The organism is Arthrobacter sp. 01T414 (genome assembly GCF_056398965.1).
In genome coordinates, this window is record NZ_JBFTQK010000004.1 from 114,520 (window position 1) to 131,916 (window position 17,397).

Below are 17,397 nucleotides of genomic sequence, written 5' to 3' on the forward strand. Positions count from 1 at the left end.
CGCCGCCCCACGCGGGGCGCATTACGGCATGTCACCATCTGCAAAGGAGCAGCAACCATGACGACGGACATCCTGTGGTTCTCAGAACTCGGACTCAAGGACCTGGACCGGGTGGGCGGCAAGAACGCCTCCCTCGGTGAGATGGTGCAGAACCTGACTTCTGCCGGTGTCCAGGTGCCTGACGGCTTCGCCACGACAGCGGACGCCTACCGCCGTTTCCTGGCCGATTCGGGCCTGGACCAGAAGATTGCCGACCGGCTGGTGGGACTGGACACCGACGACGTGACGGCCCTGGCGGCAGCCGGCCAGGAAATCCGCGCCCTGATGCGCGAGACGCCCTTCCTGCCGGACTTCGAAGCGCAGATCCGCGACTCCTACCAGCAGCTGGTGGACAAGCACGGCGGCTCCGACGACCTTTCCTGGGCCGTCCGCTCCAGCGCGACCGCGGAGGACCTCCCCGACGCCTCCTTCGCCGGCCAGCAGGAAACCTTCCTGAACGTCCGCGGCATCGAGAACATCCTGGCCGCCATCAAGGACGTCTTCGCGTCCCTCTACAACGACCGGGCCATCGCCTACCGCGTGCACCACAAATTCGAGCATGCCGAGGTGGCGCTCTCCGCGGGCATCCAGCGCATGGTCCGCTCCGACGTCGGCGCTTCGGGTGTCATGTTCACGATGGACACCGAGTCCGGGTTCAAGGACGCCGTCTTCGTGACCTCCTCCTACGGCCTGGGCGAGGCCGTAGTCCAGGGGGCCGTCAACCCGGACGAGTTCTACGTCTACAAGCCAGCGCTCGCGGCCGGCCGCCCCGCCATCCTCAAGCGCGGACTGGGCGAGAAGGCACTCCAGATGACGTACACGAGCAACCGGGAAATCGGCCACACCATCGACTTCGTTCCGGTGGAGGCCTCCCTGCGGAACCGCTTCAGCCTCACCGACGACGACGTCGAGCAGCTCGCCCGCCACGCCGTCGCCATCGAAAACCACTACGGACGCCCGATGGACATCGAATGGGGCAAGGACGGCGTCGACGGCGGCCTGTACATCCTGCAGGCGCGTCCGGAGACCGTGCAGTCCCGGCGGACCTCCGGCAGCCTGAGCCGTTTCCGGCTGAACGAATCCGGGCGGGTCCTGGTCGAGGGCCGCGCCATCGGCCAGCGCATCGGCGCCGGCAGCGTCCGGATCCTCACCGCGATCGACCAGATGGCCGCGTTCAAGACCGGCGACGTCCTGGTGGCAGACATGACGGACCCGGACTGGGAACCGATCATGAAGCGCGCCTCCGCCATCGTCACCAACCGCGGCGGACGCACCTGCCACGCGGCGATCATCGCCCGCGAACTGGGGATTCCCGCCGTCGTCGGTACCGGCGACGCCACCGACGCCCTCACCGACGGGCTCGAGGTGACCGTCTCCTGCGCCGACGGCGAGACCGGGCTGATCTACGACGGACTCCTGGACTTCAGCGTCGAGGAAACCGAAATCACCCAACTGCCCGAGGCGCCGGTCAAGGTCATGATGAACGTCGGCACCCCCGAGCAGGCCTTCACGTTCGCCCAGCTGCCCAACCACGGCGTGGGCCTGGCCCGGCTGGAATTCATCATCAACCGCCAGATCGGCATCCACCCCAAGGCGTTGCTGAACCTGGACGAACAGCCCGCTGAGGTCCTGGCGGAAATCCGGGAGCACATCGCCGCCTACGACAGCCCCCGCGACTACTACATCAAGCGCCTCGCCGAGGGTGTGGCAACAATCGCCGCGGCCTTCGCGCCGGAGCCGGTGATTGTGCGGATGTCCGACTTCAAGTCCAACGAGTACGCCAACCTGCTGGGCGGCCCCGCCTACGAACCGCACGAAGAGAACCCGATGATCGGTTTCCGCGGCGCCTCCCGGTACCTGGAACCGTCCTTCCGGGACTGCTTCGACCTCGAGTGCGAGGCGCTGTCCTTTGTGCGCAACGAGATGGGCCTGACCAACGTCAAGCTGATGATCCCGTTCGTGCGCACCATTGATGAGGCCGCCGGTGTGATCGAGCTGCTCGCGGAAAACGGCCTGCGCCGCGGCGAAAACGGCCTCGAGGTCATCATGATGTGCGAGCTGCCCTCCAACGCGCTGCTGGCGGAGGAGTTCCTGGACTACTTCGACGGCTTCTCCATCGGCTCCAACGACATGACCCAGCTGACCCTGGGCCTGGACCGGGATTCCGCCATCGTCGCCGGCAGCTTCGACGAGCGGAACCCTGCCGTCAAGAAGCTCCTCAGCATGGCCATCAAGGCGTGCAAGGAGCGCGGCAAGTACGTGGGCATCTGCGGCCAGGGCCCGAGCGACCACCCGGACCTCGCGGAATGGCTGGTCGCGGAAGGCATCGATTCCGTCTCGCTGAACCCCGACACCGTGGTGGACACCTGGATCCGGCTCGCCGGCGTTGCGGACGCGTCCGCAGGTCCCGACGCCGTCGCTGCCGCCGGCGTCGCAGCCGGAAACTAAGCACCGGTGGCACCCCGGTCTGAAACCCGGGGCGCCGCTGCCGGTCCCCGGCCGGTCCCCGGACCGGGGTGCCGCCCAGGTCCCCGGACCTGGGTGCCGCCGCCGTAGCAGTAAGCGCGATTTCGTAGCGCTGTAGAAATCGCCGGTAGAATCAGGGAACGACCCCCTGCCGGCAGAACGCCCGCGGGAGCAACAATGGCCGCCGCCGGCGAAGGGAGTGTTCCATGCGCACCGCCGCCAGGGCACCCTTCCACGCCTTGCGCTCGGCCATCGTCGCGACCACGATTGTGGCCCTCGCCGCGGCAGCGCACGTCGTCGCCGGCGGCCAGCTTCCCGCCCCCGCCATCCTGTTTGCCTTCCTGGCCCTCACCGGCTTGGTTACCACCACGGCCACCCGCCTGAAACTGAACCTTTTCGCCATGACCGGCCTGCTCGGCGCCGGGCAGGTGGTACTCCATGAGGCCTTCGCCGCGTTCAGCGCCCCGGACAGGGGGCCCGCCGCGGGCGCAGTGAACAGCGCAATCGCCACTCACGCGCACCACGCCGTCGTGGGCACAATTCCGATTCCGGCGGACCACCTCCAGCTCCACCAACTGGACTCCGCGTTGGCCCTGTCCATGCTCATCGGACACGCCCTGGCAACCCTCGCCTGCAGCCTGCTCCTGGCCAGGGGCGAGGATGCGCTCTGGGCCCTCGCCGCCTGGCTCCGCCCGCTCGTCCAGCTCCCGGCCCCGGTATCGCCGCGTCCGGCGGCCGCACGCGTCCTTCCGCCCCGAACCGACGGCGCCATTCCGTTGCCCTGGCGCAACCTCCGGCGCGATTGCCGCCGCGGGCCGCCCGCCGTCGTCGCCTTTCCCTAACTTTCCTTCCGGCTGCGGCCGCTCCTGCCCCACTTCGTTCCCGTGCATCCGCCACGGCGGGCAGCCGTGCCGTGCCTACTGCTTCCGAGCCTCCCCGTTTCCGTGCGCCGCCCTACCCTGCCGCGCACCCGCCTGAAAGGCACCTGTTTTGAATACCTCAAAGCCCAAGTCCACCTTCCGCCGCGCCCTCTCCGCCACCGCCGCTGCCGGAGGGACGGCAGCCCTGATGCTCGCCGGCATCAGCGGAGCATCGGCCCACGTCGAAGCGACCCCGGACAAGACCGCGGCCAACTCCTACGCGCTGCTCAGCTTCGCCATCCCGCATGGCTGCGACCATTCGGGCACCACGAGAATGACCATCACCCTGCCCGCGGAACTCAACGATGCGCAGCCCACGGTGAACCCGAACTGGACCGCGGCCAAGGTCACGGAGAAACTCCCCGAACCGAAGAAACTCGCCGACGGTTCCTCCATCACCAAGCGCACCAGCCAGATCGTCTACACCGCCAAGTCCCCGCTGAACCCGGAATTCCGCGATGTCCTGGTGCTCTCCGTGAAACTGCCGGACACCCCGGGCAAGACTCTTTACTTCCCCACCCTGCAGGACTGCGAGCAAGGACAGACCAAGTGGACCGATATCCCGAAGGATGGCCAGGACGAGGAGTCGGTCAAGAGCCCGGCGCCATCCGTCACGGTCACCGAGGCGGTCGCGGGGACCGACGGGCACGGCGCCCACGCGGCTGCGGCAGCCGGCAGCCCGGCGGGCGCCACCGCTTTCGCCTCAAGTGACGACGACGGCGGCCAGGCCAGAAGCTGGGCTGGCCTTGTCGCCGGCGTCGGCGGCCTGATGCTGGGCGGCCTCGCGCTGCTCCGCAGCCGCAAACCCGCCGCTGCCCGGGTTCCGGCCTCCGGCGCCGCAACCAAGGAGTAATCCGCCGCGGAGTAAGCCTCGGCGGATTGAGAGGCCAGGTTGGTGCCCGGAAATCACAATCCGGGCATCAATCTGGGCCCTTCGTCGTGGCGTCGTTGACTCAGGCAACCGTGCAACATCAAAGTTGTGCCATGAGGCCTCAGCAGATGAAGAACAAACTGGTAATTACTTCCGTGACCGCGGCCGCCGCGGTCACGCTGCTGCTCAGCGGCTGCGGCCCGAGCCAGCCGCAGGGCGCCGCGACCGCCACCTCGCCGTCGTCCTCTGCCAGCGCGCCGAGCGAGTCCACTACCGCCAGCCCCACCACGACGGAGTCCGGCGGAGCTGCCATGGCGTCATCCGCTGCCGCCCCCTCGTCCTCCCCCGCAACCGGTCCCGCCCGGTGCAAGGCCGCCAACCTCAAGCCCTCCCTCGACGCCAGGGGCGGCGGAGCGGCCGGCAGTGTCTACATGCAGCTGATCCTGAAGAACTCGGGCACTGAGCCGTGCCTGCTCAAGGGCTTCGCCGGAGTGTCCCTCACCGCCGGTGCCAACGGCGCTCCCATCGGTGCCGCAGCGACGCGCGACGACTCCACCGCCGTCGCCGACGTACTGCTCGCCCCGGGCCAGTCCGGAAAAGCCACCCTGCGTTACACGCAGGCGGGCAACTACTCCGACTGCACCCGCACGCCGGCCGCCGGTTTCCGGGTCTACCCGCCGGAAGACACGGCATCGCTGTTCGTCCCCGTACCCAAGGACGCTTGCCGCGAGTCGGCGATCAAACTCCTGACCATCGCGGCGTTCACCGCGGCGTAGCCATCGCCTCAGGGCAGCGCCACCGCATGGAGGCACCACCCCTCCGCCGCGCCAAATGGCCCCGGCTAAGACTGTCTGCCCCATAAGGCATGATGGAGGAATGAAGGGTCAGGAGCTCGCCGGCGGCACACTCGCGGCCGAGGCCATGGACCGGTTCAGCCGGCCGACCCGGGAGTGGTTCCTGGGCGCATTCTCCGCGCCCACACCCGCCCAGAACGGCGCCTGGAATGCCATTTCGTCCGGTTCGCATGCCCTGGTGGTGGCACCGACCGGTTCCGGCAAGACCCTCGCGGCCTTCCTCTGGGCGCTGGACCGGCTGCTGGTCTCGGCACCCGCCGAACCCGACGAACTGCCCGGGCTGGACGCCGCCGCCAAGCCGGCCCGTCAGAAGGCACCAAAGCGGAAAACCCGGGTGCTGTACATTTCCCCGCTCAAGGCCCTCGGCGTCGACGTCGAACGCAACCTGCGTGCCCCGCTGATCGGCATCACCCAGACCGCCAAACGCCTCGGCCTGCCCGCCCCCCTGATCACCGTGGGCGTCCGCTCCGGGGACACGACGGCGGCGGACCGCCGCTCTCTGCTCAGCCACCCGCCGGACATCCTGATCACCACGCCCGAGTCCCTCTTCCTGATGCTTACCTCGAAAGCGCGCGAGACCCTCGACGAGGTGGACACGATCATCGTGGACGAGGTGCACGCCGTCGCCGGCACCAAGCGCGGGGCGCACCTGGCCGTCTCGCTGGAACGCCTCGACGCCCTGCTGCCCAAGCCCGCCCAGCGCATCGGGCTCTCCGCGACGGTGGAGCCGAAGGAACTCGTGGCGCAGTTCCTCGCGGGCTCCGCACCGGTCGAGATCGTGGCGCCGCCGTCGAAGAAGACCTGGGACCTGACGGTCTCCGTTCCGGTCGAGGACATGTCCGATCTCCAGGCCGCGGCCGGGGCCTTCGACTCCGGTCCGGCGTCCGGACTGCAGCCGCACGCGTCCATCTGGCCGCATGTCGAAGAGAAGATCGTGGACCTGGTGCTGGCCAACCAGTCCACCATCGTGTTCGCGAACTCCCGCCGGCTCGCCGAACGCCTCACGGCCCGGCTCAACGAGATCTACGTCGAACGCCAGTTGATGGCCGCCGGCGGAGGCTGGGACGAATCCGGCGCGGCTCCGGGGCCGGACGCTTCGCTGCCCTCCTCCACCGCCACACCTGCGCACATGATGGCCCAGGCCGGCAGCACCGCAGGCGCCGATCCGGTCCTGGCCCGGGCCCACCACGGCTCGGTCTCCAAGGACCAGCGCGCCCTGATCGAGGACGACCTGAAATCCGGCAGGCTGCGCTGCGTGGTGGCCACATCCTCGCTGGAACTCGGCATCGACATGGGCGCCGTGGACCTCGTGGTGCAGGTCGAATCACCGCCCTCCGTGGCCAGTGGACTGCAGCGGGTGGGCCGCGCCGGACACCAGGTCGGCGAGATCTCCCAGGGCGTCCTTTTCCCAAAACACCGGGCGGACCTGGTCCACACGGCCATCACCGTCGAACGCATGCTGGACGGCAAGATCGAACGGCTCTATGTCCCGGCCAACCCGCTGGATATCCTGGCCCAGCAGACCGTCGCCGCCACCGCGCTCGGGGCCATCGACGTGGAGGAATGGTTCGCCACCGTCCGCCGCTCCGCCCCCTTCGCTTCGCTCCCGCGCTCGGCCTTCGAGGCGACCCTTGACCTGCTGGCCGGGCGCTACCCCTCCGACGAATTCGCCGAACTGCGGCCCCGGATTGTCTGGGACCGCAACGCCGGCACCATCGAAGGCCGCCCCGGATCGCAACGGCTGGCCGTCACCTCCGGCGGCACCATCCCGGACCGCGGACTCTTCGGCGTCTACATCATCGGCACCGAGGTCGAAGGCACCGGTTCGTCCGGCGGCTCGGGTGACGGCAAGCCCGCCGCCAAGGCCTCCCCCGCGAAGGGCGGCCGCCGGGTCGGCGAACTCGACGAGGAGATGGTCTACGAGTCCCGCGTGGGCGACGTCTTTGCCCTCGGCGCCACCAGCTGGAAGATCGAGGACATCACCCACGACCGGGTCCTCGTCTCCCCTGCGTTCGGCCAGCCCGGCAAGCTTCCGTTCTGGAAGGGCGACTCCCTCGGCCGGCCGGTGGACCTGGGCCGCGCCCTCGGCGCGTTCGTGCGCGAACTTTCCGCGTCCGACGTCGGCCCGGCCACCGCACGCTGCAAGGCCAGCGGCCTGGACGATTTCGCCGCCAACAACCTGATCCAGTACCTCGCCGAGCAGAAGCTCGCCACCGAGGTGGTTCCGAGCGACACGACCCTCGTGGTGGAGCGCTTCCACGACGAACTCGGCGACTGGCGCGTGGTGCTGCACAGCCCCTTCGGCATGCCGGTGCACGCACCGTGGGCCCTCGCCGTGGGCCAGCGCCTGCACCAGCGCTACGGGATGGACGGCTCGGCGATGGCCGCCGACGACGGCATCGTGCTGCGCGTGCCGATGATGGAGGACGAGCCGCCCGGGGCCGAACTGTTCCTGTTTGAGCCCGAGGAACTGGAACAGATCGTGACCGCCGAGGTCGGCGGCAGTGCGCTCTTCGCCTCCCGGTTCCGTGAGTGCGCCGCCCGGGCCCTGCTGCTGCCCCGGCAGACCCCCGGCAAACGGCAGCCGCTCTGGCAGCAGCGGCAGCGCTCGGCCCAGCTGCTGGATGTCGCCCGGAAGTACCCGACCTTCCCGATCGTGCTCGAAACCGTGCGCGAATGCCTGCAGGACGTCTACGACCTTCCGGCCTTGAAAGACATTGCAGCCTCGATTGAGCGGCGCGAACTGAGGATCCTGCAGACCACCACGCAGCAGCCCTCGCCGTTCGCGAAGTCGCTGCTGTTCGGCTACGTTGCGCAGTTCCTCTACGAGGGCGATTCCCCGCTCGCCGAGCGCCGGGCCGCCGCCCTCGCGCTGGACTCGACCCTGCTCAACGAACTGCTCGGCCGGGTGGAGCTGCGCGAACTGCTCGACGCCAAGGTCATCGAGGCCACCGAGCGTGAGCTGCAGCGCCTTGCCCCGGACCGGCGGATGCGCGGGCTGGAAGGCGTGGCCGACCTGCTCCGCCTGCTGGGCCCGCTCACCGCTGACGAAGTCGCGGCCCGGCTCGAGGCCGCGGTCCAGCCCGACCAAGCCGCGGCGGCGGCGGCCGTGGCGGGGACAGTGGAGACTGCGGTGGGGGCGGAGGCTGCGGCGCAGCCTGCGGATGCCGCGGCCGCTGACGGCTTGGCTGGCGTGGAGTCCGCGCCCGGCGCGGAGCCGGAGCCCGTGACGGCGGCCGAGCCCATCAAAGCCGCGGCAGACAGCGCCGAGGCCGCGGCGCACCTGGCTGCGCTGCAACGGGCCAACCGGGCGATCAAGGTCAACATCGGCGGCACCGAGCGGTTCGCCGCCGTCGAGGATGCCGCCAGGCTGCGCGATGCCCTCGGCGTCCCGTTGCCGATGGGCGTGCCGCTGGCCTTCATCGAACCCGTCGCGGACCCGCTGGGCGACTTGGTCTCGCGCTACGCCCGGACCCACGGGCCCTTCACCGCCGATGAGGCCGCCGCACGGCTGGGCCTCGGCGTCGCCGTCGTCGGCACCGCGCTCAAGCGGCTGGCCGCGGACGGGCGCGCCGTCGAGGGCGAATTCCGGCCCCATGCCCCGGCATCGGAAGACGGGGCGGCCGGAGAAACTTCGGACACCGCGGCCCCGGCGGCCACCACCGTTCTACCTCCGGCGGGGGCCAGCGAGTGGTGCGATGCCGAGGTGCTCCGCAAGCTCCGCCGCCGCTCGCTGGCCGCGCTGCGCGCCGAGGTCGAGCCGGTGGACGCATCCGCGTACGGGAGGTTCCTCCCCGCCTGGCAGAACGTGCGCACCCCCGGAACCAGGGGACAGTCGGCGCTGCGCGGGCTGGACGGCATCATCACCGCCATCGACCAGCTCTCCGGCGTTCCGATTCCGGCGTCGGCCTGGGAACCGCTGGTCCTGGCCAGCCGCGTCTCCAACTACCAGCCGGCCATGCTCGACGAGCTCATGGCCGCCGGCGAGGTCCTCTGGTCCGGGGCCGGATCACTGCCCGGAAACGACGGCTGGATCAGCCTGCACCTTGCCGATTCGGCCGAACTGACGCTGAACCCGGCCCTCGATTTCGAGCCCGGCGACGCGCAGCAGCGGCTCCTGGACCACCTGCAGAACAACGGCGGCGGCTATTTCTTCCGGCAACTGACCGACATCGCCGGCGGGATGGACACGGTCCTCAGCGACCAGGACGTCGTCTCGGCGCTCTGGGACCTGGCCTGGGCCGGCCGCATCACCGGCGACACCTTCGCCCCGGTACGGGCCCTGATCGCCGGCGGCCAAACCGCGCACCGGCAAGTGGGGCGTGCCCCGCGGGCCCGCGCCCCCAGGCTCAGCCGGCTGGGACGCGCCCACGGCACCGGCCTGCTCGGCTCGCCCGGCCTCACCGGCGGTCGCTACGGCTCCACCACGGGCGCCGCGCCCACGCCGCCGCTCGCCGCTGGGCGCTGGTCGGCGCTGCCAGCCCCGGAACTGGACCCCACCATCCACGCCCGCGCCACTGCGGAACTCCTGCTCGACCGCTACGGCGTGGTCACTCGGGGATCGGTCATGGCGGAAAACATCCTGGGCGGTTTCGGACTGATGTACAAGGTGCTGGCCCGGCTCGAGGAAGCCGGACGCTGCCGCCGCGGCTACTTCATCGAGCACCTTGGCGCGGCCCAGTTCGCGGTGCCGGCCACGGTGGACCGGCTGCGGTCCTATGTCGAGGACGCCCAGTTGAACAAGGCCGAGCCGGTCACCCTTGCCCTCGCCGCCACGGACCCCGCCAACCCCTATGGCGCCGCGCTGCCATGGCCGGCGCTGAACGAGGAGGCTGGCACCGGCCACCGGCCGGGCCGAAAGGCGGGTGCGTTGGTGGTGCTGGTTGACGGCGCCCTGGTCCTCTACGTCGAGCGCGGCGGGAAGACCCTGCTGGCGTTCAGCGCCGACGCCGACGTCCTTGCTGCCGCCGGCACGGCCCTCGTGGGCGTGGTCACCAGGGGCGCCGTCGACAAGCTGATCATGGAAAAAGTCAACGGCCACGGCATCCTGGACACTCCCATTGCCGCCGCCCTGGCCCAGGCCGGCGCCTACTCCACCCCGAAGGGACTGAGGATCCGTGCCTGAGGGAGATTCCGTTTTCCGCGCCGCGGCGCAGCTGCACGCCGCGCTGGCCGGCAAGGAGCTACTGGCGTCCGACTTCCGGGTGCCCCGCTTCGCCACCCTCAAACTGGGCGGCTGGACCGTCCAGGAGGTGGTCCCCCGCGGCAAGCACCTGCTGATGCGCGTGACCGGCCCGGCCCCGAAGGACCGGCTCACCATCCACTCGCATTTGAAGATGGAGGGGACCTGGCAGGTCTATCCGCCCGGCGGCCGCTGGCGCAAGCCCGGGTTCACGGCCCGCTGTGTGCTCCGCACGGCGTCGGCGGACGCCGTCGGGTTCTCCCTGGGGCTGCTGGAGGTCATCCCCACCGCCGAAGAGGCCGCCGTCGTAGGCCACCTCGGACCGGATCTGCTCGGCCCGGACTGGGACATGGCCGAGGCCGAACGCCGCCTGCTCGCTGCGCCTGAGGTGCCGATCGGCGTCGCGCTGCTGGACCAGCGCAACCTGGCCGGCATCGGCAACATCTACCGCTGCGAGGCGTGCTTTTTGTCCGGCGTCCACCCAGCCACCCCGGTCTCGGAGGTACCCGACCTGCCGGCCATGATCACCGATGCGAAGGTCCTGCTGACGGCGAACCTCGGCCCGGGCCGCCGGATCACAGTGCTGAACTCCCGTGGTGTCCCAGTGGGCCGGACGGCCGGGCGGCCTGGCTACTGGGTGTACCGGCGCGAGCACCAGCCCTGCCTCAAATGCCGCACCCCCATCCGGCGCGGCGTCCTGGCCAAGGCTACCGGCACCGAGGAACGGGATATCTACTATTGCCCCACCTGCCAGCCGCTGCTCGGCGCTTCGCAGGAGACGCCGTGAGGTGTGCCGGGAAAGGTCGGCGGTAGGATTCCGGCGTATCCCGGCTGCGGCGGGGTTGCGTCGGCGGGGCTACGTCGCCGGAGTCGAGGCGCCGGTTTTCGACGCCCGGTTCGAGGCGGCGGGGCTACGTCGCCGGGGTCGAGGCGCCGGCGACGGCGGCCTCCGCTTCGGGCGGCGCTTCCCCTTCGAGCTCGGCCTCAGCTGCAGACTGGCGCTCCGGGACGGTGAACCACGGCAGCATCAGCTGCACCAGCGGGCCGATGGCCAGCGCGTAGAGCACAGTGCCGGCGCCCACCGAGCCGCCCAAAAGCCACCCGGCACCCAGCACCACTACCTCGATGCCGGTCCGCGCGCCCCGGACCGGCCACCCGGTGCGCCGGGCAAGTCCGGTCATCAGCCCATCCCGCGCACCCGGTCCGAGGCGGGCGCCGATGTAAAGGGCAGAGGCCACGCCGTTGAGCAGCACGGCCCCGACCAGGAGCGCGATCTGGCCGCCCAGGTGCGAGAACTTCGGGATCAGCGCCAACCCGAGGTCGGCAAAGACGCCCACCAGCACGGCGTTGGCCACCGTACCGACGCCAGGCAACTGCCGGAGCGGAATCCAAAACAGCAGCACCAGGAAGCTGACAATGATGACCACCGTTCCCAGGCTCAGGCCGGTCCGTCCCGCCAACCCCTGGTGGAAGACGTCCCACGGCGCCGTCCCAAGGCTGGCGCGGATGACCATGGCGAGCGAGACGCCGTACAGGGCAAGGCCGATCAGGAGCTGGAGGAGTCTGCGGGTCATCATGGCCTCCATCCTTCCCGAAAACTGGCCTTGTAATCCATAGCCAGTTTGAAATACTGGCTTTATGTCCGGCTCCCTGAATCCGATCTCCCTGGCGCGGTTGCTGGGTGCGTGGAGCGTCGGCGCCTCGCCCGCCTACCGTGAGCTGGCCGACGTCGTCCGTCTGCTCATCCTCGACGGGCGGGTCGCGCTCGACGTCGCGCTGCCGAGCGAGCGATCCCTGGCAGCTACCCTCGGCATCAGCCGGACCACCGTGACGGCGGCCTACGCCCTGCTCCGCGAACAGGGGTTCCTCAGCAGCGGCCAGGGCAGCCGGAGCCGGAGTTGCATCCCGAGCCACGGCCCGGCCCAATCCGGAGCGAACGACGCCGGCCAGCGGCTCAGCGGCGCACCCGGGTTGGCGGTTCCCGACGGAATCCTGGATCTGGCCTACGCCTCCCTGCCCGCGAGCGGCGAAGTGGTGCACCGGGCCTTTGCCGCCGCGCTGACGGAGTTGCCGGCGCTGCTGCCCGGCTTCGGCTACGACGCGCTCGGGGTGGGGCCGCTGCGGGAGGCGATCGCTGCCCGCTATACCGCGGCCGGGGTGCCGACGACTGCCGGGCAAATCCTGGTCACCTCCGGCGCGCAGCACGCCCTGAACATTGTGCTGCGGACCCTTGCCGGGCGTGCCGGGAAGGTGCTCGTGGAACATCCGAGCTACCCGAATGCCCTCGACGCGATCCGGGCCGCGGGCTGCAGCACCGTGACGGTGGCCATGCCCGCGGCTCACCCCGGCGGCACAAAGCCCGGCAGCGCGCAACCGCACGGCCCGAGCTGGGACCTTGAAGCAATGGAATGGACGCTCCGGCAGCAGCGGCCCGCGATGGCTTACGTGGTGCCGGACTTCCACAACCCCACCGGCCGGCTGATGCCCGATGCCCAGCGGCGACGGCTCGTGGCGGCTGCCGCGGCGTCGGGCACGGTGTTGGTGGTGGACGAGACGTTGCGGGAGCTGAACCTCGACGGCGCCAACTCCACTCCGATGGCCGCTTTCAGCCCGGCCGTGGTGTCCCTCGGTTCGCTCAGCAAGTCGCACTGGGCGGGACTACGCACCGGCTGGATCCGCGCCAGCGAACCCCTCATCCAGCGCTTTGCCGCCACCCGAACCACCCTGGACCTGGGCGGCCCGGTGGTGGAGCAGCTCGCCGCGGCGCACCTGGTCAACAATCTGGCCGAGCCGCTGCCGGCCCGGCTGGCCGCGCTTCGCGACAACCGGGAGATGCTGCTGGAACTGCTCGGCAGGCATCTTCCGGACTGGGAACCTGAACGGCCCGACGGCGGACTGTCCGTCTGGTGCCGGCTTCCCGCGCCAGTCAGCACCAACCTCGCGGTACTCGCCCCGGACTTCGGGATCCGCCTCGCGGCCGGCCCCAGGTTCGGCGTCGGCGGTGCTTTCGAGTACTACCTGCGGCTGCCGTTCACCTTGCCCCCGGAGCAACTGGAGTCCGCGGTGCTGGCGCTGCGCGCGGCCCAGGACCGCCTGGACCGCTCCCCGCAGCTGCGCCGGAACCTCCCCGCCCAACCGGCCGCCGCCATCGCCTGAGCCTGGGCTCCTCGGGTCGGTCCGTTTCGACGGTTCCCTGCCGACTCGATGCTTAGAGGCGTCGAGTGTGCACGGAACCGTCGAAATGGCGGGGCTGGGGCGGGGTGCGGGCGGGGCGGGCGGGCGGGCGCGAGACGGGCGGGCGGGCGCGGAGTGGGCTAGGCGTAAACCTTCGCCAGTAAACCGGACCAGGCGTCCGCCGTCGCTCCGGTGTCCCCGCCGCCGCTGAAGTCGTGCACGGTCATGCCCACCGACGCCCCGAAGTTGCTGCGCCCGAAGAACCTGTACATCGTGTCGGCGGTCCGTAGGCCAAGGAAGTTCTCGTTGGAAAAGTCCACTTCCCCGGACAGGTGCCCGACGCCGTCGACGTCCAACTCGACCGTGTCGCCAGGGGCCGAACCGGCCACTCCGAGGGCCGCCTTGAGCCGGTCGAAGCCATCCGGGGTCTGGGACGCGGCCGGCGCCTGGATGTCCGTGAAGACGACGGGGCGGCCGTTGAAGTGCTTCAGGTACTGGCCCAGGGTGTGGAGGTAGAAGGCGGTGTGCTTGCTGGCGCCGTCGTACTGCTCGTCCCAGTTTTCGGCGAAGATGCCGCTGTGGACGTAGTGCAGCCGCGCCCGGCCGCCGTCGAGCGGTTCCAGGACGTGCTCCAGCTGGTTGAACCAGCCGTCGGGGCCGTCCATCCTGGACACCAGGTGCGAGGGGTACTCGTCCACGGTCCGCACCGCGGGCCACTGGTCCGTGGGAAACATCCAGGCCGGGGTGTCCTTGGTGACGGCCTCCCACACCTGTTCGGGTGTGCCTGGCAGCTCGGTGTCGTAGACAATCTCGAATTCGCGCTTGTCAGTCACGGTCCTGCTCCTTAATTAGGGGCTGGGTCTTGCGGTGATGTGCGGGTTGCCGCGCGGGCCGGCGTCTTCAACGCTGGGTGGAGTGCGACGACGAGTCGGTGCCTGCGTCCGGCAGGCCGGTTTGTCGGGGCCCCGGGCGCGCCGGCCGCCGGGACCTCGCTTCCGCCGTCGTGGTACTTGTCCACGAGTCTGGTCACCGCGACGCCGAGCTCCTCTGCGAACGCCGCCCGGTCGGCGGCGGACCGGAAAGTGACCTCGCCGTCGATCGCGAAGGTGGCGAGTTTCTGCCTGGCCGCGGCGGCGCCGGCGATCAGTTGGCCAATTTCCTGGACCATGCGGGCCGCGAGAGCCAGCAGCCAGAACGCGGAGAAGCGGTCGGAGAAGCGGTGCGGATCGGGGGCCACGGAGGCCAGTGCGGTCGGGGAAATCAGGTACGAGGTCGCCGTCGCCTGCAGGATGCGTTCGGTGACGTTGCCGCGCTTGCGCTCCTCGACGAGCTCCACCAGGCCGTGCCGTTCGAGGGCCTTCAGGTGGTAGTTCACCTTCTGCCTCGGCAGGCCCACCTTCGCGGCAAGCTGCGTTGCGGATCCGGGCTCGGCCAGCTCACGCAGGATCCGGGTTCGGATCGGGTCCAGGGACGCCTCCGCCGCGGCCGGGTCTTCGATCACCTCGATGTCCAACATGCTTCGATTCTTGGCTCCGACAATTTTATTTGTCAAGAACTTTTTTCTCGTCGGCGCCGCTTCGACGGTTCCCTGCCGACACGATGCTTGGAAGCGTCGAGTGCGCAGGGAACCGTCGAAACGGCGGGCAGGGGCGGGCAAAGTAGAATGGACCGGTGATGCAATCCCCTCTACCCGTGCGCGACGGCGTGAACGCCACCCGCCTGCGCCTGCCGAACGAGGGGCCGTGGGACACCGCCATGGACTACATGATGCACCGCTGGGGGCACATCGATCCGCAGGGCATCGAGGCCCGCTTCGACGCCGGCGAAATCGTGGGCGAGGCCGGCGTCCCGCTGGATCGAACCACTCCGCTGCAGCGCCACACCTTCATCTGGTACTACCGCTCCCTGCCGCCGGAGACCCGTATCCCGGTGGAACTGAACATCCTGCACCAGGACGAGCACCTCTTGGTCGTGGACAAGCCGCACTTCCTGCCCACCACACCGGGCGGCGCCTACATCCAGGAATCGGCCCTGGTGCGCCTGCGGAACCAGCTGCAGTTGCCGGACCTGATCCCGATGCACCGGCTGGACCGCATGACGGCCGGCATCCTGCTGCTCTCCACCAACCCCGAGACCCGCGGGAAGTACCAGGTGCTGTTCGAGAAGCGCCAGGTCCAGAAGGAATACGAGTGCGTTTCCGCCGCGGAGCCCGCCCCGGGGCACCCCGCCGTCGACTTCCCTGTGGTGGTGCGGAACCGGATGACCAAGTCGCGCAGCTATCTGCTCGCCGAGGTCATCGACGGCGAGCCCAACGCCGAGACCCGGATCGAACGGTTGCGCACCTTTGACGGCCCGGCCCCCAGCAGTCCGGACGACGCCGAAACACCGCGCCGCGCGCTCTACCGGCTCGAGCCGCACTCCGGGAAGACCCACCAGCTCCGCGTGCACATGGCCTCGCTGGGGCTCGGGATCGTCAACGACGCGTTTTATCCCGAACTGCTGGACAAGGCGCCGGACGACTACGCCAAACCGCTCCAGCTCCTGGCCCGCGGCATCCGCTTCGTGGACCCCATCTCGGGCAGCCCGGTGGAATACCGCAGCCGGCTCGAACTTTCCGAGGCCCGCTAGCCCGGCCCCTACTCCCGGCCGGATATGCGGTACCTTGTGCCCATGGACTTGGCCAATGCGGACACCTGGGGAGCCGCGATCTATTTCTGGATCGTCCCCGTGGTCCTCGGCGACGCCATCTTCCCGCCGGTTCCCTCCGAGATGCTGGTCATCACCGGCGGAGCCCTCTCAGCCGACGGCCGCGCCAACGTCTTCCTCGTCGCTGCCATCGCCGCGCTGGCCTCCTGGGTGGGCGACCTTGTGGTTTTCCAGCTGTTCAAGCGCCGGCTCAGCCACGTGCTCGACCGCTGGAGCTGGGGACGACGGTTCCACAGCGGGGTTCATGTGGCCATCGCCCGGGCGGGCCGCTCCTCGACGTACGGCGGCATCATCGGAATCCGCTTCATCCCCGGCGGCCGGCTTGCCACCACCGCGGCGGCCGGTATCGCCAACGTGTCCACCCGCGGCTTCAGTTTCTGCGCCGCACTGGGCGGCACGCTGTGGGCCGCCTGGTCCGTAGGGCTGGGATACGTCACGGGATCGGCCACGAGACTGCCGTTCTGGGCGAGCTCGCTGATCGGGGTGGGCTTGGGTCTGGTGATCGGCGCCGTCGTCGGCGTAGTCGTCACCCGACGGCGGGGAAACCGCTCCCCCGTGGTGGAACCCGGGTCTGCCGCGGCTGACCCGGGCACGGAGCTGGACTTCTAAGCCGGGCCCGCCGTTACGGCTAGACCGGCGCCCAGCGGCCCCGGTTCCGCCGCAGCACGGTCAGCGTCCCGGTCACCGCGACGCGTTCGACGGCGTCGCGCATCATGGCGGCCGACTCCAGCGCCTGGCTGTTTTCCGCGGCATAGGCCGTGGCGTCCACCAGGAAGCGCAGGTTCAACTGCGGGACGCCGCCAGCGAGCTCCAGCTGATTGGACTCCACATGGTGCCGCGTCCCGAGCGCCTCCACGGCCGCCTCCATCACGGCCTCCGGCGGGTTGCCCGGCTTGAGCCCGGTGATCTTGAGTCTGGTCTGGAACGACGGCATGCAACAACCCTATCCGCCCCTAATGACGCTCCCTCAGATCCGGCGGCCCTCACACCGATGCTTCCTCAGATCCGGCCGCCCTCACGCCGACGCTCCCTCAGATCCGGCCGCTCCAGCACCGACGCTCCCTCAGATCCGGTTGTACGCAGGAGAACTTTCCGCCACACCTGAGGGAGCGTTCCGGAAAAACCCGCCACATCTGAGGGAGCGTCCCGCAAAAACCCACCACACCTGAGGGAGCGTCCCGGAAA

The 17,397-nt window shown here is 69.9% G+C and carries 13 protein-coding genes; 9 read left to right on the plus strand and 4 right to left on the minus strand.

Annotated features, from left to right (window positions below; genetic code table 11):
* Window positions 1-57: 57 nt before the first annotated feature.
* The 6 genes from ppsA to AC1DK9_RS10640 all read left to right on the plus strand — a co-directional run bounded on the left by ppsA (window position 58) and on the right by AC1DK9_RS10640 (window position 11,119).
* Complete coding sequence (ppsA, locus tag AC1DK9_RS10615) at window positions 58-2,487, plus strand: phosphoenolpyruvate synthase (protein WP_476915895.1); 2,430 nt, start codon at window positions 58-60, stop codon at window positions 2,485-2,487.
* A 224-nt stretch (window positions 2,488-2,711) separates the two neighbouring features.
* Window positions 2,712-3,347, plus strand: a complete 636-nt coding sequence (locus tag AC1DK9_RS10620; RefSeq protein ID WP_476861042.1) for a hypothetical protein — start codon at window positions 2,712-2,714, stop codon at window positions 3,345-3,347.
* 226 nt (window positions 3,348-3,573) lie between these two features.
* The gene (locus AC1DK9_RS10625) at window positions 3,574-4,278 is read left to right on the plus strand and encodes a YcnI family copper-binding membrane protein (protein ID WP_476916097.1); all 705 of its coding nucleotides are present in this window, start codon (window positions 3,574-3,576) and stop codon (window positions 4,276-4,278) included.
* Between the two features lie 131 nt (window positions 4,279-4,409).
* Window positions 4,410-5,072: a DUF4232 domain-containing protein gene (locus tag AC1DK9_RS10630; protein ID WP_476915896.1), complete on the plus strand. Its 663-nt coding sequence runs from the start codon at window positions 4,410-4,412 to the stop codon at window positions 5,070-5,072.
* Between the two features lie 100 nt (window positions 5,073-5,172).
* The gene (locus tag AC1DK9_RS10635; protein WP_476915897.1) at window positions 5,173-10,275 is read left to right on the plus strand and encodes an Lhr family helicase; all 5,103 of its coding nucleotides are present in this window, start codon (window positions 5,173-5,175) and stop codon (window positions 10,273-10,275) included.
* Entirely contained in the window at window positions 10,268-11,119 is an 852-nt protein-coding gene (locus AC1DK9_RS10640; RefSeq protein WP_476915898.1) for a DNA-formamidopyrimidine glycosylase family protein, read from the plus strand. The genes AC1DK9_RS10635 and AC1DK9_RS10640 overlap by 8 nt, the downstream gene beginning before the upstream one ends.
* 124 nt (window positions 11,120-11,243) lie before the next feature.
* On the opposite strand, the gene yczE is transcribed toward AC1DK9_RS10640, so the two are convergent.
* Window positions 11,244-11,909, minus strand: a complete 666-nt coding sequence (gene yczE / locus AC1DK9_RS10645; protein WP_476915899.1) for a membrane protein YczE — start codon at window positions 11,907-11,909, stop codon at window positions 11,244-11,246.
* A 61-nt stretch (window positions 11,910-11,970) separates the two neighbouring features.
* Between yczE and yczR the strand changes: the two genes are divergently transcribed.
* Window positions 11,971-13,488 carry a MocR-like transcription factor YczR gene (yczR, locus tag AC1DK9_RS10650; RefSeq protein WP_476915900.1) on the plus strand — a complete coding sequence of 506 codons (1,518 nt, stop codon included), beginning with the start codon at window positions 11,971-11,973 and terminating at the stop codon, window positions 13,486-13,488.
* Window positions 13,489-13,646: 158 nt separating this feature from the next.
* Here yczR and AC1DK9_RS10655 read toward each other — a convergent pair whose 3' ends face one another.
* Together AC1DK9_RS10655 and AC1DK9_RS10660 are read right to left on the minus strand one after the other, a co-directional pair.
* Complete coding sequence (locus tag AC1DK9_RS10655; protein WP_476915901.1) at window positions 13,647-14,339, minus strand: SRPBCC family protein; 693 nt, start codon at window positions 14,337-14,339, stop codon at window positions 13,647-13,649.
* A gap of 11 nt (window positions 14,340-14,350) precedes the next feature.
* Window positions 14,351-15,022, minus strand: coding sequence for a helix-turn-helix domain-containing protein (locus AC1DK9_RS10660; RefSeq protein ID WP_476915902.1), 672 nt, complete (start codon window positions 15,020-15,022; stop codon window positions 14,351-14,353).
* A 158-nt stretch (window positions 15,023-15,180) separates the two neighbouring features.
* Here AC1DK9_RS10660 and AC1DK9_RS10665 point away from each other — a divergent pair, with 158 nt between their 5' ends.
* A complete protein-coding gene (locus AC1DK9_RS10665; protein ID WP_476916098.1) occupies window positions 15,181-16,134 on the plus strand; it encodes an RluA family pseudouridine synthase in 954 nt (317 codons plus the stop codon).
* 42 nt (window positions 16,135-16,176) lie between these two features.
* A complete protein-coding gene (locus AC1DK9_RS10670; RefSeq protein WP_476861051.1) occupies window positions 16,177-16,821 on the plus strand; it encodes a DedA family protein in 645 nt (214 codons plus the stop codon).
* Window positions 16,822-16,840: 19 nt separating this feature from the next.
* On the opposite strand, the gene AC1DK9_RS10675 is transcribed toward AC1DK9_RS10670, so the two are convergent.
* The gene (locus tag AC1DK9_RS10675; RefSeq protein ID WP_476861052.1) at window positions 16,841-17,146 is read right to left on the minus strand and encodes a hypothetical protein; all 306 of its coding nucleotides are present in this window, start codon (window positions 17,144-17,146) and stop codon (window positions 16,841-16,843) included.
* Between the last annotated feature and the right edge of the window lie 251 nt (window positions 17,147-17,397).